Here is a 19,331-nt window from a genome sequence, read left to right as displayed (position 1 = left end):
TACGCCGTCGTACGCAAACTCCAACGCGCACTGGCCTATTGGATCGGGACCTGCCCGACCTGCCACCACACCTTCCCCACCTAACAAAGTCCTACTAGGGCGTGTCCCCGCTTTCCTGAGTAAACCCTGTGGCCGTTCGCGAACGGGCACGCCGGGAGTTCATCCTCAGTACCCTGCCGTGCGGGGGTCAGCGGACCGGGCAACATCGCCGCGGTCCGCGTAGACAGGCGCGGTGAGCGCCGCGGGTACCGGGGAGGGACTTCGTCATGCCCATGATCGCGGCAATGTTGATCGTCGGGGGGCTCTGGATCTGCACGGTTGTCGATGTCGTTCGGCGGGCGGACTGGCAGGTGCGAGGGCCCCGTCGCGGGACATGGATCGCGGTGGTGGTGCTGGTACCGCCGATCGGATCGGTGTTGTGGCTGCTGTTCGGGCGACCGCGTGGCGCTGTGCCGCTACCCGACCAGCGGATGCATCCCTCGATGCTGGTCGCCCCCGACGACGGCCCGCAGGGCCGGGCCTCCGCCGAGGAGAGCGAGGCGGAGTTCATGCGCCGGTTCCACGAGCGTGTCGCGCAACAGCGCGAGGACGCGCGGCGCACCGAGCACTAGCTCGCCGTGGAACGGTCAGCCGATCGACACGTGCCAGACCAGCGCCGCGGCGAGTGCGCCGATGCCGTTGAGCGACCAGTGAAAAGCGATCGGGGCGAGGAGGCTGCCACTGCGGCGACGCAGCCAGGTGAACGCGACCCCGGCGGCGGCCGTCGCCGCGACCGCGCCGGCGATGCCGAGGATCTGCCCGACGAGACCACCACCGAGGAACCCGGTCAGTCCCGCATTACCGCTGGTCAGGCCCAGCGACGACGCGATGTGCCAGAGCCCGAACAGCAGTGAACCTGCCGCGAACACGCCGCGGGCGCCCCAGACCCGCTCCAAGGTCCCCTGCAGGACACCGCGGAACGCCAACTCCTCGGGGATCACGGTCTGCAGCGGGATGATGATCATCGACGCGATCAGTGCGCCGGAGACCGTCGCGTAGCGGTTGCTCAGGAAGAACTGCCGGGTGAACGGCAGTGCGATCCCGACGGCGACCACGGCCAGCACCACCCCGATCGCCGCCAGCGAGTACAGGGTGCCCTTGCGCCAGTGGCGCGGCGACAGGCCGAGTTCGGCCCAGCCGAGACCCCGCCCGCGACCGAGCCCGAGCAGGACTGCGGCCGCGATCGGCACCGCGGCGATCGACGCCCAGATGGTGGTGAAGTGCGCGATCAGGTTGGTGCAGACGAGCACCGCGACCACGATCGCGACGTCGACGTACGCATGGAAGCGCGGACGTTGCGCCGCGGGTTGCGGGACGCCTGGCACGGTGACAAGTTCGGACACACGTCCAGTGTACGGACCCCACGGGAGTGCACCGCGTCGTAAGATCCCCGGTTTCGGCTCGCTCCTGCGGCAGGTTTAGCCTGGATCCCGACTTCACCACGCCCATTCCCAGGAGAAAAGTGATGGCCGACTTCCTCTACGAGGACCTGCTGCCGATCGGGGAAGATCCCACCGAGTACCGGCTGCTGACCACCGAGGGGGTGTCCACCGTCGAGGGGCCGGACGGCCGCACCTTCCTGAAGGTCGAACCCGAGGCGCTGCGGCTGCTCACCGAGACCGCGCTGCACGACATCTCTCACTACCTGCGGACCGATCACCTCAAGCAGCTGGCGAGCATCCTCGAGGATCCCGAGGCGTCGAACAACGACAAGTTCGTCGCGCTCGACCTGCTCAAGAACGCCAACATCGCGGCGGCCGGGGTGCTGCCGATGTGCCAGGACACCGGCACCGCGATCGTGATGGGCAAGCGCGGTCAGCACGTGCTGACTCCGGGTGACGACGAGGAGTCGATCGCCCGCGGCGTGTACGACGCATACACCCGCCTGAACCTGCGGTACTCGCAGAACGCTCCGATCACCATGTGGGAGGAGAAGAACACGGGCAACAACCTGCCCGCCCAGATCGAGCTGTACGCGGACACCGCGAAGGGCCACGAGAACGCCTTCAAGTTCCTGTTCATGGCCAAGGGCGGCGGGTCGGCGAACAAGTCGTACCTGTACCAGGAGACGAAGGCGATCCTGAACCCGGACTCGATGATGCAGTTCCTCGAGGCCAAGATCCGCTCGCTCGGCACCGCGGCCTGCCCGCCGTACCACCTGGCGATCGTCGTCGGCGGCACCTCCGCCGAGTTCGCGCTCAAGACCGCGAAGTACGCTTCCGCGCACTACCTGGACGAGCTGCCCACCGAGGGCGCGATCACCGGCCGCGGCTTCCGGGACCACGAGTTGGAGAAGAGGGTCTTCGAACTCACCCAGAAGATCGGCATCGGTGCCCAGTTCGGTGGCAAGTACTTCTGCCACGACGTCCGCGTCATCCGCCTCCCCCGGCACGGCGCGTCGCTGCCCGTCGCGATCGCGGTGTCCTGCTCCGCGGACCGTCAGGCGAAGGCGAAGATCACCCCCGAGGGTGTGTTCCTCGAGCAGCTCGAGTTCAACCCCGGCCAGTTCCTGCCGGAGGTCACCGACAGCCAGCTCGACGCCGAGACGTCCGGCGTCTCGGGCACCGGCAAGGGTGCCGCCGTGAAGATCGACCTGACGAAGCCGATGCCGGAGGTCCTGGCCGAGCTGTCCAAGCACCCGGTCAAGACGCGACTGTCGCTGACGGGTCCGCTGGTCGTGGCCCGCGACATCGCGCACGCGAAGATCAAGGAGCGCCTCGACGCCGGCGAGGAGATGCCGCAGTACCTCAAGGACCACCCGGTGTACTACGCCGGCCCGGCGAAGACGCCGGAGGGTCTGGCGTCGGGGTCGTTCGGCCCGACCACGGCGGGGCGCATGGACTCGTACGTCGAGCAGTTCCAGGCGGCGGGCGGCTCGATGGTCATGCTGGCCAAGGGCAACCGCTCGAAGCAGGTCACCGACGCGTGCAACGCGCACGGCGGTTTCTACCTCGGCTCGATCGGCGGCCCCGCGGCGCGTCTGGCGCTGGACTGCATCAAGAAGGTCGAGGTCGTCGAGTACGAAGAGCTCGGCATGGAGGCGGTCTGGAAGATCGACGTCGAGGACTTCCCGGCGTTCATCGTCGTCGACGACAAGGGCAACGACTTCTTCGCGCACACCGGCGAGGTCACGCTCACCGTCGGCAAGCGGCCCGGTCTGTGATCTGATCGGCGGGGTGCACCAGCACCCCCCGACGTGAGGCCCGGGGAGATCGTCTCCCCGGGCCTTCATCATCTGTGCCGACCGGTGGCCCCTCTTCCGGGTGACCGCGGGCGGCCCGTCGAACGGAGACGAAGAGTGCGCAGCGGCAAGGGTTCGCCCGACGGCACGGGTCGCCAGGCGGTGCTCGACGCCGCCGTCGAGAACATGACCGAGCGTGGCTACCACGGGACCTCGATCCGCGACGTCGCGCGCACGGCGGGCCTGACGGTGGCCTCGATTTACCACCATTTCGCATCCAAGCAGGAGATCCTGCAGGTCCTCATGGCGCAGGCGCTCGACGACGCGTACCGGATGACGGGCGACGCGGCGCAGCATGCCGGGCCGGATCCCCGCGACCAGCTCGCGGCTGTGGTGCGCGCGTGGGTGCTGTTCCACACGACGCGGCAGCGGGACGCGGTGGTGGGTGCGACGGAGATCCGCAGTCTGGACGAGGCGGGCCTGCGGGCGACCGTGGATCGCCGGGATCGGCAGGAGGGGCTGTTCCGCGAGATCGTGGACCGCGGTGTCGAGTCCGGTGTGTTCGCCACCGACAAGGGACGTGACGCCACGCGCGCGATCATCAACATGGGCCAGGCGATCTGCACGTGGTTCAACCCCGCGGGCCCGCTCACCCCGACGGAGCTGGCGGATCGCTACTCCGAGCTGGCGCTGGTCATGGTCGAGGCGGACCGCCGCCCGGGCTCCTGACCGGCTCGAACCAGGCAGTTTCCGACCGGACCGACGTGAGGCTTGAGATCCAGACCACACTGTGCCCATAATAGCGAACGATCGTTCGGGCACCCCCTGCGATCACCGCCCGCAGTGGACACCGTCACGGCACTGCGAACACCCAGCGGCGAAGCCTGCCGTCCACAACCGAACGATCGATCGATTGCCTGTTTGACCGCGATCCTCGGATCCGCGAGCCCCACCGCACCCCCACCGTCCCGGAGTCCGCAGCACCCCGGGTCCATCGGTCCAGGAGACCCCATGACCAGTAACGACCACCGACCCGTCGGCGCCGCAGGCGGCCGCTCGCGTCGCGCCTCGTTCGCCGCGGCCATCTCGACCTCGCTCGAGTGGTACGACTTCTTCATCTATGCGACGGCCGCGGCCCTCGTGTTCAACACGACCTTCTTCGCCACCGAGAACGAGGTGGTCGCCGCGCTGAACTCCTTCGCCACCGTGGCCGTCGGGTTCATCGCCAGGCCCATCGGCGGCGTGCTCGCCGGACACTACGGCGACAAGGTCGGTCGCAAGCCGGTGCTCGTGACCGCCGTCGTGCTGATGGCACTCGCGACGTCGCTGATCGGCTTCGTGCCGAACACCCAGATCGTGTGGCTCGCGCCGGCGATCCTGGTCACCCTCCGCATCTGCCAGGGCCTCGCCGTCGGCGCCCAGTGGGGTGGCGCCGTGCTGCTCGCCACCGAGAACGCGCCCGCGAACCGTCGCGGCTTCTACGGCAGCTTCGCGCAGCTCGGCGTTCCGATCGGCGTGGTGCTCGGCAACATCGCGTTCCTGAGCATGACGGGCGCCCTGTCCTCGGAGGACTTCCTGTCCTGGGGCTGGCGCGTGCCGTTCTGGATCAGCCTGGTGATGTTGCCGATCGCCTTCGCGATCCACCGTTTCCTCGAGGAGACCCCGGAGTTCAAGGAGATCGCCCGCAAGCAGGCGTCCGCACCCACCCAGAAGAAGTCCCCGATCGTCGAGGTGCTCCGCAAGAACCCCGGGACGGTGCTGCTGGCGGCCGGAGCCAACTCGCTCGGCGTGATCTTCTTCTACACGATGATCACCGGGTCGGTGCAGTTCGCGACCACCTACCTCGGCCTGGCTCGCTCGACCGTGCTGACGTACATCCTGATCGCCTGCGTCATGATGATCGCGATCGTGCCGCTCGCGGGCCACCTCTCGGATCTCTACGGCCGCAAGCTGATCTTCGGTCTCGGTACGATCGGCATGACGCTGTGGGCGGTGCCGATGTGGCTGATGATCGGCATGTCCGGCGCGGGCAAGGTGTGGCCGTTCGCGATCGCGGTGATCGGCGCCGTCATCGTGATGTCGCTGCAGACCGGCACGCAGGGCACCTGGTTCGCGGAACTCTTCCCGCCGGAGATCCGCTTCTCCGGTGCATCGCTCGGCTACCAGATCTCCGCGATCATCGGCGGCTTCGCCCCGATGGTGATGGTCCTGCTCGTCGACGGCAACGCCGACAACGCGTGGAAGGTCGGCGCCGGTCTGGCTGTCGCCGGAGTCGTCGGCTACATCTGCCTCGAGGTGCTCTCCCGCAGGTTCGCCCCGAATGCGCACACCCCGTCCACACCCGGCCGGGACTCGGAACTCGAAGTCACGACCCGAGCCTGACCGACCGGCCATACCCTGGAGAATTCATGTATCCCGGAGCATACGCACGCACCACACCGAACAAGCCCGCCGTCATCATGGCCGAGACCGGCGAGACCGTGACGTTCGGCGAACTCGAGACCCGCTCGATCCGGCTGGCGCACCACTTCGCCGCCATCGGGCTCCGCCGCGGCGACCACGTCGCACTGCTCACCGACAACAATCCGAAGGTCTTCGAGATCTACTGGGCAGCAATGCGTTCCGGGTTGTACCTGACCGCGGTGAACCGGCACCTGACGGCGGACGAGGTCGCCTACATCGTCGACGACTGCGGCGCGGCGGCCCTGCTGGTCTCCGCGACCCTGGGCGATCTCGCGGTCGCCGTGGCCGAACGGACCCCCGGGCTGACGCACCGGCTCGCGTTCGGCGGCGAGGTCGCCGGTCACGTCGACCTCGACACCGTCACCGCGCAGTACCCGGACACCCCGCCCGCGGATCAGCCTCGCGGCGCGGACATGCTGTACTCGTCCGGCACCACCGGGCGGCCGAAGGGCATCAAGCCTGACCTGCCGAACCGGCAGATCGACGAGCCGGGCGACACGATGACGGAGATGAACGCCCGCGTCTGGGGCGTCACCTCCGACACCGTCTACCTGTCCCCTGCCCCGCTGTACCACGCTGCGCCGCTTCGTACCTGCGCGTCGGTGCAGGCTCTCGGCGGTACGGTCGTGGTGATGGGCAGGTTCGACGCGGAGAAGGCCCTGGAGTACATCGAGCGGTATCGCGTCACCTACGCGCAGTGGGTGCCGACGATGTTCGTGCGGATGCTCAAACTGCCGGCGGAGACGCGGGCGAAGTACGACGTGTCGAGCCTGCAGGTGGCCGTGCACGCCGCCGCTCCGTGCCCGGTGGACGTCAAGCGCGCGATGATCGAGTGGTGGGGCCCGGTCCTGTCGGAGTACTACTCGTCGACCGAGCTCAACGGCATGACGATGGTCGACACGCCGGAGTGGCTCGACCATCCGGGCACCGTCGGCCGGGCGGTGCTCGGCGTCGTGCACATCTGCGACGACGACGGCAACGAAGTACCTTCCGGGACAGTCGGTTCGGTGTACTTCGAGCGAGACGTGCTGCCGTTCCACTACCACAACGACCCCGAGAAGACCGCGTCCGCGCAGCACCCGGCGCACCCGACGTGGACGACGACGGGCGACGTCGGCTACCTCGACGAGGGCGGCTACCTCTTCCTGACCGACCGCGCCACGTTCATGATCATCTCGGGCGGCGTCAACATCTACCCGCAGGAGATCGAGAACTGCCTCGCGCTGCACCCGGCCGTGATCGACTGCGCGGTCATCGGTATCCCCGATCCGGAGATGGGCGAGTCCGTCCTCGCGGTCATCCACGCCGCACCGGACGCCACGCCCGGGCCCGAACTCGCCGAGGAGATCACGGACTTCCTGCGCGGAACGCTGGCCCGGTACAAGGTGCCGCGCCGTGTCGAGTTCAGTGCGGACCTCCCTCGGACGCCGACGGGCAAGCTGGTCAAGCGGACGCTCAAGGACCGCTACAGCATCGCCGTCTGAGACGAGCGGCGACGTCACCGGCCCGGCGGTCTCCCGCCGGGCCGGATCCGGCACGCGACGGCGGGGTGAATGCCACGATGGGACGGACCGCATCAACTCCGTGCGAAGGAGGGGTCATGGAACCGGAGATGTCCGAATCCGATCCATCGCTGTCGCCGAACAAGCGCGCCGTGGCCGCGTACGTGGACGGCTTCCGGACCGGCGACCGCGAGGCGATCCTGGCGCTGCTGACCGAGGACGTCACCTGGGCGATTCCGGGCGACTTCTCGCTCACCGGCAAGGCGGCCTTCGCCGACGAGATCGAGAACTACGCGTTCACCGGCACACCGACTCTGACGGTGATCCGTATGGTCGAGGAGCACGACGTCGTCGCCCTCCTCGGCACGGTCGAGGCGCAGTTCACGGAGGGCGGCGAGCTGCGGGGAATCTTCAGCGACTACTTTTTCTTCCGGGACGGGCTGATCCGTCGGATCGAGTCGTATCAGATCGACAACCGCTGATGCGTCCGGTGCCGCCGCCCGCTCCTACACTCGGGCCATGACCGCCGAGGTGTCCCGTGCGCAGGTGCTCGCGTACCGCTGGCATGCGCATCAGCTCGATCGCCCTCCCGGCGTCGCCGCCGATGCCGCCGACTGCGACGTGCTCGATCTCGGCGTCCAGAACACCGGTCCCGACGGTGCGGCGTGGGCCCTGCGCGTGCGCGGCACTCCGGCCGACACCGCCGGCGCGCTCTCGTTGGCGTGGACTCTGCGCGGCGCACCGCACTGCTACCGCCGCCCCGACCTGCCGAAGGTCGCGGTTGCCACGGCTCCCCTGTCGGACGCGGACGCCGCCAAACGGATCTTCGACGCGAACCGGCCGTTGAAGGCGGCGGGTGTTCCGGCGCTCGACGCGCTGCGCGCGGTGGCCCACGAGATGCGCGACATCGTCCGCGAACCGACCGTGAAGGGCGAGATGTCCACGCGGCTCGCGGCGCGGATGCCCGAGCCGTACCTGCGGTTCTGCCGCCCCTGCAACGCGACCCACCTGTACGAGATGCCGTTCCGGCTGGCCGCGCTGCACGCCGGGCTGGAACTGCGCCCGGGCACCTCACCACCGGTCCTCGAACGCATCCCTGGCTGGCGGCCGAAGCCGTACGCCCACCTGGGTACCGACGCCGATCCGCGTTTCGACGTCATTCGCGGATACCTGCGCTTCTTCGGTCCCGCCGACCCGAAGACCGTCGCGGCCTACCTCGACGCCCCGGTCACGGACGTCAAGGCGAACTGGCCCGAGGACACGGTGGAGGTGACGATCGACGGTCGGGCGGGTTCGGTGCTCGCCGGAGACCTCCCCGCCCTCACCGACACGCACCGGGACCGATCGGTTCGGCTGCTCGGGCCGTTCGACCCCTACCTGCAGCTCAAGGACCGTGCCGTGCTGGTGCCCGACGCAGCTCTGGTCAAGTCCCTGTGGCCGACGCTGGGCCGGCCGGGCGCGATCGCGGTCGGCGGCGAACTGGTCGGTGTGTGGCGGCCACGGTCGACGGGGAGAACGCTCACGGTGCAGGCGGTTCCGTGGCAGACGATCACGGAGGCGACACGCACCGCGGTCGAGGAGCGGGCCGCCGAGCTGGCGGACTTCCGCGGCGTCGGGTTCGGCGGCGTGGCGTTCGGGTGAACGCCCGACGCCTGCGGTACGGCCCGATCTACGGACCGACGGCCAGCAGGGTGGCCAGCACGGTTGCCCACTTCTCGCCGACGAAGGGAAGCAGTGCGTCGAAGATGAAGGTCGACATGTGGACTCCATTCGTCGCTGGTCCGGCACCGGTCACAGTAGTGGGATGCCTGCGCGTTCGCTGGGAATCGGCCGTCACCCGCTCCCCGAACCATCCGCGGCCGGGGCGGACGCGACCTGGCGCACCGCGTCGCGCAGCAGTCGCTCGTAGGCGTCGACGTCCGGCACCACCGCCGGCGAGGTGGCGACGGACAGGGTGACGGTGTCCCCGGATGCCGCATCGGGGGCGCTCATCCGCGGCACCGGCGAACGATGGCAGCGAACCCGCGGTGGGCGATTTGCCGGACTGTGTCGCACCGGGCACAACCGTCCGGCGCCCCCTAACCTTGCTGGCATCCGCCACTTCCGCACGGGAGGCTCGATGACGCTGGGCACCGCTCCGAATCCGGCTCCGCCACTGGATTACGACCCCGACGACCGGTGGGTGCCGGTCGACCGGCGCTGGCTCGGACTCGATCGGCGACCCTGCTGCCGGCATTCGTCGTCCTCGCCTTCGCCTTCCTGATGGCCGCACTGCTGCCCGCGATCGACAGCTCGATCGACTACGACGACCGCGTCGTCGCCGGTGACGTGATCGGAATGGCCGGCGACATCACGTTCGTTCCCGCGGTCGGATGGGGCGTCACCTCCGGTGTCCGGGTGGGGGACGAGCCGGTCTCGCGCTCCTTCCCCTCGACCGCGACGCTCGAGGACGGCGACGTGTCGTTCACGGTGCGGACCGGCGAGTTCTCGGGCGACGCCGCGGCGCTCCTGCAGCAGATCAAGGACACCTCCGCCGCGCTCGGCCAGCACGTCCACGTCGACGGCACCCCGGTGCCGATCACGACGGAGTCCGGCGAACGCGGGCTGTTCGCGCGCTACGCGGGCCCGCAGTTCGCCGGCGCACTGGCGGCATTCGTCATCGACGGCCGCGGCGTCCAGGTCGTCGCGGTCGGCCCCTCCGACACCGAGCAGCAGCGGGCCGAGGACATCGCCGGGATGATCACCAGCATTCGCCGATCCGAGGGGGCGTCGGAATGACCACCACGATCGACGGTCTGCACGAGCGGCGCGTCGCCGCCATCGAGAACTCCGGCTGGGGCCGGTCGTTCACCTTCTACCAGCCACGCAATGCGGCGTTCTGGGTGTACCTGCTGCTGGTGACCAGCGGCGCGTTCACGTTCGTCCCTCGGAGCACTTGTCCGCGGCAACGTCGCCCTGATCTTCCCCGCGTGGGCGATCGTCATCGTGGTCGCGCTGGCCGTCGCACTCCGGGTGTTCCGGTCGACGGTTCCCCGCGAGCGGGAGTTCATGCGCGAGGTCCTCGCGCCCGAAGCGTCCGACGGGGTGATCACCGCCGGCGAGCTCGAAGCGATGTGCGGCGACCACAAGGCCCGCAGGACCTTCCGCCGGGCCGGCGGGAGCCGGAAGGTCCGCCGACGCAACGCCCACGTGCTCGACGCGATCGCGGATCTGGCGGACACGCTCGCCACGTCCCGCGGACAGGACACCGCGGCGGTCGAGTTCGCCCGCGGCGAGGTGAAGCGGATCCGCTCGGGCACCCCGCCGCTACCACGCTGAGTGGCACCCACCCCCACCGAACAGGAGACGGACCATGCGCAGTGACCTGATGAGCAACACCGAACGCAGCGGCGCGCCGGGCACTTTCGTGCTGCAGAACCAGTGGATGCTCAAGGTCGACCTGGCCGGCACCAACGGACACTTCTTCGCCCGCCAGGGTTCGATGGTCGCCTACCAGGGCGACGTCGATTTCGCCTATCAGGGCAGCGGCGGCATCGGCAAGCTGTTCAAGAAGGCCCTCACCGGTGAGGGCCTTCCCCTGATGAAGGTGTCCGGCAGCGGCGACGTCTTCCTCGCCCGCGACGCCGACGTGATCTTCCTGGTCGAACTCGAGGACGAGTCGGTCACGGTCAACGGCGAGAACGTGCTCGCGTTCGAGAGCTCACTCGAGTGGGACATCCAGCGGGTCGAGGGCGCATCGATGCTCAGCGGCGGACTGTTCAACACGACGTTCAGCGGTCGCGGCACCCTGGCCCTGAACGTGTACGGCATGCCGGTGGTACTGAACGTGGACCAGCCCACCTTCGTCGACATGCAGAGCGCGGTGATGTGGTCCACCAGCCTGACGTCGGGTATCCGCAAGACCGCGAAGCTCGGCGCGGCGATCGGCCGTGGTTCCGGCGAGGCCTGTCAGCTGGAACTGACGGGCAACGGGGTCGTCGTGGTGCAGGCGTCGGAGGGGCATCCGCCGCTGCCGAAGGGCTGATCGGGTCAGGCGCGCGGAGGACGCCCGCTCGCGCCGTGGACACGACGGCGGCCCGGGGACTTGTCCCCGGGCCGCCGTGCGCGAGAGGCTCAGATGCCGGCGGTGAGCCGGTTCGCGAGCAGACCGGTGAACCGGGCGGGGTCGGCGAGTTCGCCGCCTTCGGCGAGCAGTGCCATGCCGTAGAGCAACTCGGCGGTCTCGGCGGCGGCCTCGTCGTCCGGACGTTCGGCGTGCGCGGTGCGCAGCGCCTGCACCAGCGGGTGCTCGGGATTCAGTTCGAGGATCCGCTTGGTGGCCGGGACGGGCTGCCCCGACGCGCGGTACATCCGCTCGAGCGCCGGGGACATCGAGAAGTCGTCGCCGACGATGCACGCGGGCGAGGTGGTCAGGCGGCTGGACAGGCGGACGGACTTGACCTGATCCTCGAGGGTGGTGGTGAGCCAGCCGAGCAGGTCGGCGAACTCCTTCTCCTTCTCCTCCCGCTCCGCCTCGGCGGCGGCCTTGTCGGCCTCGCTGCCCAGGTCCACCTCGCCCTTGGCGACGGACTGGAGGGGCTTGCCGTCGAAGTCGGGGACCTGCGAGGTCCACACCTCGTCGACCGGGTCGGTCAGCAGCAGCACCTCGAGGCCCTTGGCCTCGAACGCCTCCAGATGCGGGGAGTTCTCCAGCAGCTGACGCGATTCGCCTGCGGCGTAGTAGATCTGGGTCTGGTCGTCCTTCATCCGCGACACGTAGTCGGCGAGGGTGGTCTGCTCCTCGTCGCTGTGTGTGGACGCGAAGGACGCGATCTTCAGCAACGCGTCCCGGTTGTCGGCGTCCGAGATCAGGCCCTCCTTCAGCGCGCGCCCGAACTCCGACCACAGGGTGCGGTAGTCGTCGGGGCGCGAGGCCTGGATGTCGGCGATGGTGCCGAGCACCTTCTTGGTGAGCCTGCGGCGGATGGCCCGAATCTGCCTGTCCTGCTGAAGGATCTCACGGGAGACGTTGAGCGAGAGGTCCTGCGCGTCCACGACGCCCTTGACGAAGCGCAGGTATTCCGGCAGCAGCTCGTCGGCGTCGTCCATGATGAACACGCGCTTGACGTAGAGGTGGACGCCGGTCTTGCCGTCGCGCATGAACAGGTCGAACGGGGCGTGCTGCGGAATGAACAGCAGGGCCTGGTACTCGAAGGTGCCCTCGGCCTTCATCGGGATGGTCTCGAGCGGCTCGTCCCAGGCGTGCGCGATGTGCCGGTAGAACTCGGTGTACTCCTCCTCGGTCACCTCGTCCTTCGACTTCGCCCACAGCGCCTTCTGCGAGTTCAGCGTCTGGGTCTCGATCTCGACCTTCTCCGGCTCGTCGCCGTCGGCGATGGCCGGGGTGCGGCGTTCGACGTCCATCCGGATCGGCCAGGCGATGAAGTCGGAGTACCGCTTGACGAGTTCCTTGATCTTCCACTCGGCGGTGTAGTCGTGCAGGTGGTCCTCGGTGTCCGCGGGCTTGAGGTGCAGTGTCACCGAAGTGCCCTGCGGCGCACCGTCGACGGTCTCGATCGTGTACGTCGCCTCACCGCTGGACTCCCAGCGGGTGGCCTGCGAGTGACCCGCCTTCCGGGTCAGCAGGGTGACCTTGTCGGCGACCATGAACGTCGAGTAGAAGCCGATGCCGAACTGTCCGATCAGCTCGTCGCTCGCGGCAGCGTCCTTGGCTTCCTTCAACTTTCGGCGCAGTTCCGCGGTCCCCGACTTGGCGAGGGTGCCGATCAGGTCGACGACCTCCTCGTGCGACATGCCGATGCCGTTGTCCCGGATCGTCAGGGTGCGGGCGTCCTTGTCCACGGCGATCTCGATGTGCAGATCCGACGTGTCCGCGTCGAGGTCCTTGTCCTGGAAGGCCGTGAGCCTGAGCTTGTCGAGGGCATCCGACGCGTTGGAGACGAGCTCCCTCAGGAAGGAGTCCTTGTTCGAGTAGACCGAGTGGATCATCAGGTCCAGCAACTGGCGGGTTTCCGCCTGGAACTCGAGCTGCTGGGGTCCTTCGGCGTGCGCGTTCAAAATCCGTTTCCCTTCGACCGCGGACGGGCACATGTCGGCGACATTTTACGCCGGGCATTGCCAGCGGCAGTCGGGCGGAGGATCGTGATCACCGGGGGATGGACCGGTGGCGCCGCCGGGGCGCTGCCCCGAGGAGAAGGGGTCGACAGTGTACGCACGTTCCACCACAATCCAGGCACATCCGTCGTTCATCGACGCCGGCATCAAACACGTCCGGGACACCGTGATGCCCGCTCTCGCCGACTACGAGGGCTGCGCGGGACTGTCCCTGCTCGTCGATCGCGACAGCGGTCGGTGCATAGCGACCAGTTCGTGGATGGACGAGGACGCACTGCGTTCGAGTGAGGGGCCGGTGCGGGAACTCCGGGACCGCGCCGCCGAGATGTTCCACGGCACGGCGAGCGTCGAACGCTGGGACATCGCCGCCCTGCACCGCGACCACCACTCGAGCCGGGGTGCGTGTGTCCGCGTGGCGTGGCTCAAGATCGAACCCCGTCACATGTCACGCGCGGTCGACGTGTTCAAGCTGACCGCACTGCCGATGATGGAGGAGATCGACGGGTTCTGCAGCGCGAGCATGATGGTCGACCATGCGGCGGGCCGCGCCGTGGTGTCGGTGACGCTCGACAGTCAGGACGCCATGGACAGCAGCAGGGAGCGTTCCGCGTCGATGCGGGAGGAGGGCACCCGAGAGATGGGCGCCACCGTTCTCGAAGTGGCCGAGTTCGAACTCGCCATCGCTCACCTGCACGTTCCCGAGATGGTCTGAACACGGATGGCTGCGCAGGCCACCGTCACCACGTCCGGCGACCGCGACTGCCACGTCGAGCGGGTCTTCGACGCTCCCCGCGACCGCGTCTGGGCCGCCTACACCGACCCGGAGCTCGTCGCGCAGTGGTGGGGCCGCGGCAACCCCCTCGACGTCGAGACGTGGGAACTCGAGGTCGGCGGGCACTGGCGGTTCGTCGAACACCACGACGGTGGCAGCGACGGCTTCGAAGGACGATTCCGGGAGGTGATGCCCCAGGAACGGCTCGTGTACTCGTTCGAGTGGGACGGCATGCCCACCCACGCGTCGATCGACGCCGTCGACTTCGTCGATCTCGACGGCGAGCGCACCAGGATCGTCGTCGAGTCGCTGTTCCTCACCACGGAGGACCGTGACGGCATGCTCGGGTCCGGCATGGAGGAGGGCATGAACGCCAGCTACGCCGCCCTCGACGCGCTCCTCGCGCGGGGGGCGTAGGTCACCGACGGTAGGTCAGCGCCGCGATGCCGGACTCGAATCGGCGCTGATCGACCAGCTCCAGCGCGATCGGCTCGGGCGACTCGGGAAACACCCGGTCCCCCGAGCCGAGCACGACGGGGAACACCGCCAGCCGCAGCTCGTCGACGAGGCCGGCGCGCAGCAGCGCGTGCACCAGGGTCCGGCTGCCGACGACCAGCAGGTCCCCGTCGACCGAATCCCGCAGCCGGGGAACCGTCTTCTCCACCGGTCCGTCGAGCACCGTCGAGTTCTGCCATTCGAGGTCGTCGGGGGCCGAGGTGACGACGTGCTTGGGCATCGCGTTCATCTTGTCGGCGAACTCGCCGTCCCGCTTCGGCCATGCGTCGGCGAACGACTCGTAGGTGCGGCGGCCCAGCAGCAGCACCGACGCGTCGAGCGTCTCTCGCAGTTTGTCGTTCACCAGATCGGCGCTGTGGTACGGGATGGTCCACCCGGTGTGGGGGTATCCCGGTTCCCCGCCGGGTGCCTCCATCACGCCGTCGAGCGACACGAACTCGCTCACCACGATTCGGCCCACGATCCCCCCTCTAGGTTGTGCGGGTCTCCGCCGCCCTCTTCAGTGCGGCCAGTCCCTTCTCGAAGTCCTTGCCGACCATCTTGTCCATGCTGATGACGAACCCGAACACCGTGAAGAACCAGGACTGCTTGCCGGTCATCTGCCAGCGCACGGTGGTCCCGGACCCGCCCGGTTCGATCAGGAACGTGGTGACGTTCTGCGCCCTGAACGGTTTGAGGAACGACAGGTCCAGCTTCACCTTCCGGCCCGGCACCGACTCGGTGATCGTCATCGACCCGGCACCGGCCTTGCGGTTGCCCGACCAGGCGTAGGACGCACCGGCCCCGCGGTCCGCCCCGGCGTAGGTGCGGGTCATGTTCGGGTCGAGTTCCTCCCACGGCGACCACTGCGGCCAGTTGCGGAAGTCGTCGATCAACGTGTGGACGGCTTCCGGGCTCGCGGAGGTGACGATGGAGCGTTCGACGAGGAAGGTGTCGGCCATGCCCGACCCTAACCGGTCGACGGTCCGTCAGCCCAGGCCTGCGACAGCACCCGGCGCGGCGGGCGGCGCGTCCGGTTCCCGGATCATGCGGAAGGAGTTGAGCAGCCCGAGCAGGCCGGCCAGGATCGGCACCAGCAGCGCCGCCTGCAGAGCGAGGGGTCGTGCGTCGGTGTTGATCCGGATGATCTCGTCACGGATCTGCGGCGGCTGGCCGGCGAGCAGAGCCTCGAGTTCGGTGTTGCTCATGACCTCCGCGTCGTCCTCGAGGACCTGCGCCACCTGCTGTTGTTCGTCGGGTGGGAGCACCGTGCTCGACTCCGCCATCGCGGTGAAGGTGAGCGAGAGCGTGGCCAGCAGGACGGCGCCGCCGAACGCCAGCCCGAACGACAGTCCGAACGATCCGGCCGCGGAGTTGGTGCCCGCGGCTTCGCTGACCCGTTCCTCCGAAATCGGTGCGAGCGTGTAGTTGTTCAGCTGCGAGACGAGCAGCCCGAGCCCGGATCCGGCCACGACGAGGGGCACCAGCAGCGCCCAGCCGAACTCCGCGCGGGGCACCAGCGGGACGAGCACCACGACTCCGACGGTCAGGAGGACGAATCCCCAGCGGATGATCGCGGCCGGGCGCCGGGAGCCGGCCTTCTTCCCCGCGAGCAACGCAACGGCGAACATGCTCAGCGACAGCGGCGCAAGGGACAGTCCGGCCTGCATGGCGTTGTACTCGAGCACCATCTGCAGGTAGATCGGTAGTGCGATCATCGTGCCACCCAGGGCGATCTGCTGGAGCATCTGCCCCGTGACGCCGAGCCGGAACACCTTGGACCGGAACAGCTCCGGATCCATCAGGGCGGGCTCGTCCCGGCGCTTGCGGTGGATCAGCCAGTACGCGAGCCCGATCAGCGCCGCCGCACCGACCACCAGGAGGGCGGCGACGGACTCGCCACCCTCCTGCCACACCAGGATTCCCAGCACGATGCCGCCCATGCCGACCACCGACAGCACGGCACCGATCGGATCGACTCCCCTCGGCCCGGTGTACGGCACGTCGCGGACGAGTCCGATCCCCGACAGTACGGCCGCGATGATCACCACCTCGAGCGCGAACCCGACACGCCACGACAGGTAGGTGGTGACGAATCCGCCGAGCAGGGGACCCACGGCGGCGGCGATCGCGGCCGCCGCGCCGACCAGTGCGTAGACCTTCTTCTGCGCCGCACCCTGGAAGTTGCCGTGCACCAGGGACTGCATGGCGGGCAGGAGCAGCGAGGCCCCGATACCGCCGACCACGGCCCACAGCACGATCACCGCCGTCAGGTTCTGCGCGAACGTCATGGCAGCCGCACCGGTCGCGTAGCCGAGCAGACCCAGCACGTATGCGCGTTTGCGTCCGATCAGATCGCCGACCTTGCTGCCGATCAGGATGAAGGCCGCCGACACCAACGCCTCGAGTGCGATCGCCGACTGCACACCGCTGACCGTGGTGTCGAGGTCGCGCACCACCGCGGAGATCGACACGTTCATCAACGAGGTGTCGACAACGAGGACGAACATCGCCATCGCCAGCAGTACCGCGAGCAGTCGTCGTCTACCGGACAACTGATCGGTGCCTCCGGAAAGCGCCCCGTCGACCATGGCAGTCCACCACCTCGCTCGTTGTGAACCGGCGGCAAACCCGTCCGGATCAAACCCTCCGCTGAGGCCAGAGAGTAGGGCACTCGGCGCTTCCGCGCGCACCGTGGACGGTGGCGTGTCGAATCTCGTTCGCCAACCGTGCATCTGCGCCAAACCACCGCCCGCACCCGGGGCGCCGCGCTACCGTTGACCGGTCGCAACGTCGCGAGCCGCACGACCCGTGGCGCCCCTTCGAAAAAGGTGCGTGATGAGCGATCACTTCACAGGTAAACCCGAACCGACGATGTGGCCCGGCATGGCGGTGGCCGCCGCGGTCGTCGCCACCGGCCTGACCCTGCTGCTGTTCCTCCTTCAATAGCTCACAGCTCCCGTTTGAACCCCACGTGACTGTTCTCGTACCCGAGTCGCGTGTAGAACGCGTGCGCCCGTTCGCGGGTCCGGTCGGTGGTGACCTGCGCGAGTGTCGCACCGCGGTGCCTGCCATGGTCGTGCGCCCACTCGAGCATGGCGGTGCCGACCCCGCGGGAGCGCTCCGGGGCCGCCACGCGGACCCCCTCGATCTGCAGGCGCGTGGTGCCGCCGCGGGACAACCCGGGGATGATGGTGAGCTGCATGGTGCCGACGATCCGATCGTCCTCGTCGCGCACCACGGCGAGGTAGTGCGAGGAATCCCGGGTGACGGCGTCGTACGCCTCCTCGTACCGGGCCAGCTCGGCACCCTCGCGGGTGCGACCGATCTCGTCGTCGGCGAGCAGTGCGACCAGCGCCGGCACATCCGCGCGGCCGGCACGCTGCACCCGGTACGTCCGGTCGCCGAGGCGAAGCCGGCCACCGACCGACGCCCGTGCCCGTGAGCACAGGTGGGCGACGAGCGTGTCCAGCCAGGCGCCGACGTTGCGCCGGGCTTCCGGGGTGTCGGGATAGCGGCAACGCAGGTGCAGGCCGGACTCGTCGAGAATGAACCAGAGCATCACCCCGTCGGTCCGGATCGTCGCGCCGACGTACTGGGCCTCCAGCCCGGTCGCGTCGACCCGGACCGGCAGCCGGCGCAGATCCAGCCACGAGATCGCGAACATCCCTGGCGCCTCGGGCATTCCGCCCCACGGACGAAGTACGTCCTCCAGCGGCCAGGACCCCATCCGGACGGCCTCCTTGACCGCCTCCGCGCTGACCCGAGGATCGGGGTCGGCCGATTCCAGCACCGAGTTCGTGATGAACCAGCCGACCGAGTCGTGCCAGTTGGCGTCGTAGCGACTGTGCACCGGAAACACCGCCCGCAGTGGGGTTCCCGCCAGCTCGCGGGTCACGTCGGTCATCGCCGCCACCACCAGCGCCAGGGTCGAGACGCCGTCGTCGCGGGCCTGCGCCGAGAACGCGGCGCTGTCGTCGACATCGAGCACGTCGCGCACCTCCACCCGTTCCCGGTGCAGCGTCGCCGTGCCCAGCGGCAGCGGGAACCGAGGCATCACGTCGCCACTGGCGGCCAGCACCTCTGCCCAGCGGCGGCGCACGTCGTCGGGAGCCGGCGGGCGGTCCCGCAGCGCACTGGTGTGTTCGGCGAACGCGGGGGTCGGCGGCAACGACGGCGCTCGGCCCTGCCGCACCGCGGTCAGCGCGGAGAGCAGGTCCCGCACGATCACCAGCATCGACCACATGTCCACGTGCGAGTGGTCGGCGGCGACCACCACCGTCGGACCCACCGCGGTCTCGAGCACACACAACCGGTGCGACGGACGACTGTACGGCGAGCAGGCAGCGTCGAGCACGTCACGCAGCGCATCGTTGACCGCCTGCCCCGGGGCGATCGGATGCTCCATCCAGCCACCGGCGCCGATCTCGACCTCGTGCAGCCGCGGTTCGCCGTCGTCGCCGGCCACGAAGACCGAGCGCAGCGTGCCGTGCCGGGCGATCACCGCGAGCCACGCGGCCGCGAGCTCGTCGGACGGAACCGGCTCGGAAAGCTTGAAGGACAACGCCATCCAGGATCCGGCGCGGTCACCGGCAGCGACGTGGCGTCGCTGGTCGAAGGAGACGGGCAGCGCTCGGCCCGGCCTGCCGACGGTCACGTCGTAACCCAACAGCCGGCCGAACGGCAGGCGCAGGTGCGCAACGTTGGTCAGCCGCATGGCAGTATCCTAGGCACTCCCCCAGCGACCGCGCCTTCCAACCACCGC

General features: G+C 68.9%; 19 protein-coding genes. 12 read left to right on the top strand and 7 right to left on the bottom strand.

The features are described from left to right. The first annotated feature begins 266 nt into the window (after positions 1 to 266). Positions 267 to 611 carry a PLD nuclease N-terminal domain-containing protein gene (locus ACFYVR_RS20290; protein ID WP_387476455.1) on the top strand — a complete coding sequence of 115 codons (345 nt, stop codon included), beginning with the start codon at positions 267 to 269 and terminating at the stop codon, positions 609 to 611. Between the two features lie 15 nt (positions 612 to 626). On the opposite strand, the gene ACFYVR_RS20285 is transcribed toward ACFYVR_RS20290, so the two are convergent. Further along, positions 627 to 1,382, bottom strand: a complete 756-nt coding sequence (locus ACFYVR_RS20285; protein ID WP_387476453.1) for a CPBP family intramembrane glutamic endopeptidase — start codon at positions 1,380 to 1,382, stop codon at positions 627 to 629. Positions 1,383 to 1,504: 122 nt separating this feature from the next. Here ACFYVR_RS20285 and ACFYVR_RS20280 point away from each other — a divergent pair, with 122 nt between their 5' ends. The 6 genes from ACFYVR_RS20280 (at position 1,505) to ACFYVR_RS20255 (ending at position 8,826) form a co-directional block, all read left to right on the top strand. Further along, entirely contained in the window at positions 1,505 to 3,202 is a 1,698-nt protein-coding gene (locus ACFYVR_RS20280) for a fumarate hydratase (RefSeq protein WP_387476451.1), read from the top strand. 135 nt (positions 3,203 to 3,337) lie between these two features. Next, complete coding sequence (locus tag ACFYVR_RS20275) at positions 3,338 to 3,949, top strand: TetR/AcrR family transcriptional regulator (RefSeq protein ID WP_387476449.1); 612 nt, start codon at positions 3,338 to 3,340, stop codon at positions 3,947 to 3,949. A gap of 282 nt (positions 3,950 to 4,231) precedes the next feature. After that, the gene (locus ACFYVR_RS20270; RefSeq protein ID WP_387476447.1) at positions 4,232 to 5,602 is read left to right on the top strand and encodes an MFS transporter; all 1,371 of its coding nucleotides are present in this window, start codon (positions 4,232 to 4,234) and stop codon (positions 5,600 to 5,602) included. Between the two features lie 26 nt (positions 5,603 to 5,628). Next, complete coding sequence (locus tag ACFYVR_RS20265) at positions 5,629 to 7,167, top strand: acyl-CoA synthetase (RefSeq protein ID WP_387476445.1); 1,539 nt, start codon at positions 5,629 to 5,631, stop codon at positions 7,165 to 7,167. Positions 7,168 to 7,283: 116 nt separating this feature from the next. After that, positions 7,284 to 7,667 carry a nuclear transport factor 2 family protein gene (locus tag ACFYVR_RS20260; protein WP_387476443.1) on the top strand — a complete coding sequence of 128 codons (384 nt, stop codon included), beginning with the start codon at positions 7,284 to 7,286 and terminating at the stop codon, positions 7,665 to 7,667. 37 nt (positions 7,668 to 7,704) lie between these two features. Further along, a complete protein-coding gene (locus ACFYVR_RS20255; RefSeq protein ID WP_387476441.1) occupies positions 7,705 to 8,826 on the top strand; it encodes a DNA glycosylase AlkZ-like family protein in 1,122 nt (373 codons plus the stop codon). Between the two features lie 192 nt (positions 8,827 to 9,018). Here the strand turns inward: ACFYVR_RS20255 and ACFYVR_RS20250 are convergent, their stop codons facing one another. Continuing rightward, a complete protein-coding gene (locus ACFYVR_RS20250) occupies positions 9,019 to 9,177 on the bottom strand; it encodes a hypothetical protein (RefSeq protein ID WP_387476439.1) in 159 nt (52 codons plus the stop codon). A gap of 186 nt (positions 9,178 to 9,363) precedes the next feature. Here ACFYVR_RS20250 and ACFYVR_RS20245 point away from each other — a divergent pair, with 186 nt between their 5' ends. The 3 genes from ACFYVR_RS20245 (at position 9,364) to ACFYVR_RS20235 (ending at position 11,209) form a co-directional block, all read left to right on the top strand. Then, positions 9,364 to 9,963 carry a hypothetical protein gene (locus ACFYVR_RS20245; protein WP_387476437.1) on the top strand — a complete coding sequence of 200 codons (600 nt, stop codon included), beginning with the start codon at positions 9,364 to 9,366 and terminating at the stop codon, positions 9,961 to 9,963. Positions 9,964 to 10,170: 207 nt separating this feature from the next. Next, on the top strand, positions 10,171 to 10,503 hold the full coding sequence (locus tag ACFYVR_RS20240) for a hypothetical protein (RefSeq protein WP_387476435.1): 333 nt from the start codon (positions 10,171 to 10,173) through the stop codon (positions 10,501 to 10,503). 34 nt (positions 10,504 to 10,537) lie between these two features. Further along, positions 10,538 to 11,209 (top strand): AIM24 family protein, encoded by a 672-nt coding sequence (locus tag ACFYVR_RS20235; RefSeq protein ID WP_387476433.1) that lies wholly within the window; start codon positions 10,538 to 10,540, stop codon positions 11,207 to 11,209. A gap of 89 nt (positions 11,210 to 11,298) precedes the next feature. Here the strand turns inward: ACFYVR_RS20235 and htpG are convergent, their stop codons facing one another. Next, positions 11,299 to 13,242: a molecular chaperone HtpG gene (gene htpG / locus ACFYVR_RS20230; RefSeq protein ID WP_387476431.1), complete on the bottom strand. Its 1,944-nt coding sequence runs from the start codon at positions 13,240 to 13,242 to the stop codon at positions 11,299 to 11,301. 148 nt (positions 13,243 to 13,390) lie between these two features. Between htpG and ACFYVR_RS20225 the strand changes: the two genes are divergently transcribed. Further along, entirely contained in the window at positions 13,391 to 14,011 is a 621-nt protein-coding gene (locus ACFYVR_RS20225) for a hypothetical protein (RefSeq protein WP_387476429.1), read from the top strand. Between the two features lie 6 nt (positions 14,012 to 14,017). Continuing rightward, positions 14,018 to 14,488, top strand: a complete 471-nt coding sequence (locus tag ACFYVR_RS20220) for an SRPBCC family protein (RefSeq protein ID WP_387476427.1) — start codon at positions 14,018 to 14,020, stop codon at positions 14,486 to 14,488. A gap of 1 nt (position 14,489) precedes the next feature. Here the strand turns inward: ACFYVR_RS20220 and ACFYVR_RS20215 are convergent, their stop codons facing one another. From ACFYVR_RS20215 to ACFYVR_RS20200, 4 genes are all read right to left on the bottom strand, one after another. Beyond that, positions 14,490 to 15,047 (bottom strand): dihydrofolate reductase family protein, encoded by a 558-nt coding sequence (locus ACFYVR_RS20215; RefSeq protein ID WP_387476425.1) that lies wholly within the window; start codon positions 15,045 to 15,047, stop codon positions 14,490 to 14,492. 10 nt (positions 15,048 to 15,057) lie between these two features. Further along, positions 15,058 to 15,528 carry an SRPBCC family protein gene (locus ACFYVR_RS20210; RefSeq protein ID WP_387476423.1) on the bottom strand — a complete coding sequence of 157 codons (471 nt, stop codon included), beginning with the start codon at positions 15,526 to 15,528 and terminating at the stop codon, positions 15,058 to 15,060. A 27-nt stretch (positions 15,529 to 15,555) separates the two neighbouring features. Then, positions 15,556 to 17,157, bottom strand: a complete 1,602-nt coding sequence (locus tag ACFYVR_RS20205; protein WP_387476421.1) for an MFS transporter — start codon at positions 17,155 to 17,157, stop codon at positions 15,556 to 15,558. A gap of 359 nt (positions 17,158 to 17,516) precedes the next feature. Further along, entirely contained in the window at positions 17,517 to 19,283 is a 1,767-nt protein-coding gene (locus tag ACFYVR_RS20200) for a GNAT family N-acetyltransferase (protein WP_387476419.1), read from the bottom strand. Between the last annotated feature and the right edge of the window lie 48 nt (positions 19,284 to 19,331).

The organism is Rhodococcus sp. NPDC003318 (assembly GCF_042879035.1).
Classification (GTDB): domain Bacteria; phylum Actinomycetota; class Actinomycetes; order Mycobacteriales; family Mycobacteriaceae; genus Rhodococcus_G.
Note: the sequence above shows the minus strand (reverse complement) of the source record. Positions and strands in the feature narration are given on the sequence as shown.

Excerpts from the sequence above, each read along its gene's own strand:
- ACFYVR_RS20290 (WP_387476455.1), top strand. The coding sequence starts at position 267 with ATGCCCATGATCGCGGCAATGTTGATCGTCGGGGGGCTCTGGATCTGC.
- ACFYVR_RS20280 (WP_387476451.1), top strand. The coding sequence starts at position 1,505 with ATGGCCGACTTCCTCTACGAGGACCTGCTGCCGATCGGGGAAGATCCC.
- ACFYVR_RS20270 (WP_387476447.1), top strand. The coding sequence starts at position 4,232 with ATGACCAGTAACGACCACCGACCCGTCGGCGCCGCAGGCGGCCGCTCG.
- ACFYVR_RS20265 (WP_387476445.1), top strand. The coding sequence starts at position 5,629 with ATGTATCCCGGAGCATACGCACGCACCACACCGAACAAGCCCGCCGTC.
- ACFYVR_RS20260 (WP_387476443.1), top strand. The coding sequence starts at position 7,284 with ATGGAACCGGAGATGTCCGAATCCGATCCATCGCTGTCGCCGAACAAG.
- ACFYVR_RS20255 (WP_387476441.1), top strand. The coding sequence starts at position 7,705 with ATGACCGCCGAGGTGTCCCGTGCGCAGGTGCTCGCGTACCGCTGGCAT.
- ACFYVR_RS20250 (WP_387476439.1), bottom strand. The coding sequence starts at position 9,177 with ATGAGCGCCCCCGATGCGGCATCCGGGGACACCGTCACCCTGTCCGTC.
- ACFYVR_RS20235 (WP_387476433.1), top strand. The coding sequence starts at position 10,538 with ATGCGCAGTGACCTGATGAGCAACACCGAACGCAGCGGCGCGCCGGGC.
- ACFYVR_RS20220 (WP_387476427.1), top strand. The coding sequence starts at position 14,018 with ATGGCTGCGCAGGCCACCGTCACCACGTCCGGCGACCGCGACTGCCAC.
- ACFYVR_RS20210 (WP_387476423.1), bottom strand. The coding sequence starts at position 15,528 with ATGGCCGACACCTTCCTCGTCGAACGCTCCATCGTCACCTCCGCGAGC.
- ACFYVR_RS20205 (WP_387476421.1), bottom strand. The coding sequence starts at position 17,157 with ATGGTCGACGGGGCGCTTTCCGGAGGCACCGATCAGTTGTCCGGTAGA.
- ACFYVR_RS20200 (WP_387476419.1), bottom strand. The coding sequence starts at position 19,283 with ATGCGGCTGACCAACGTTGCGCACCTGCGCCTGCCGTTCGGCCGGCTG.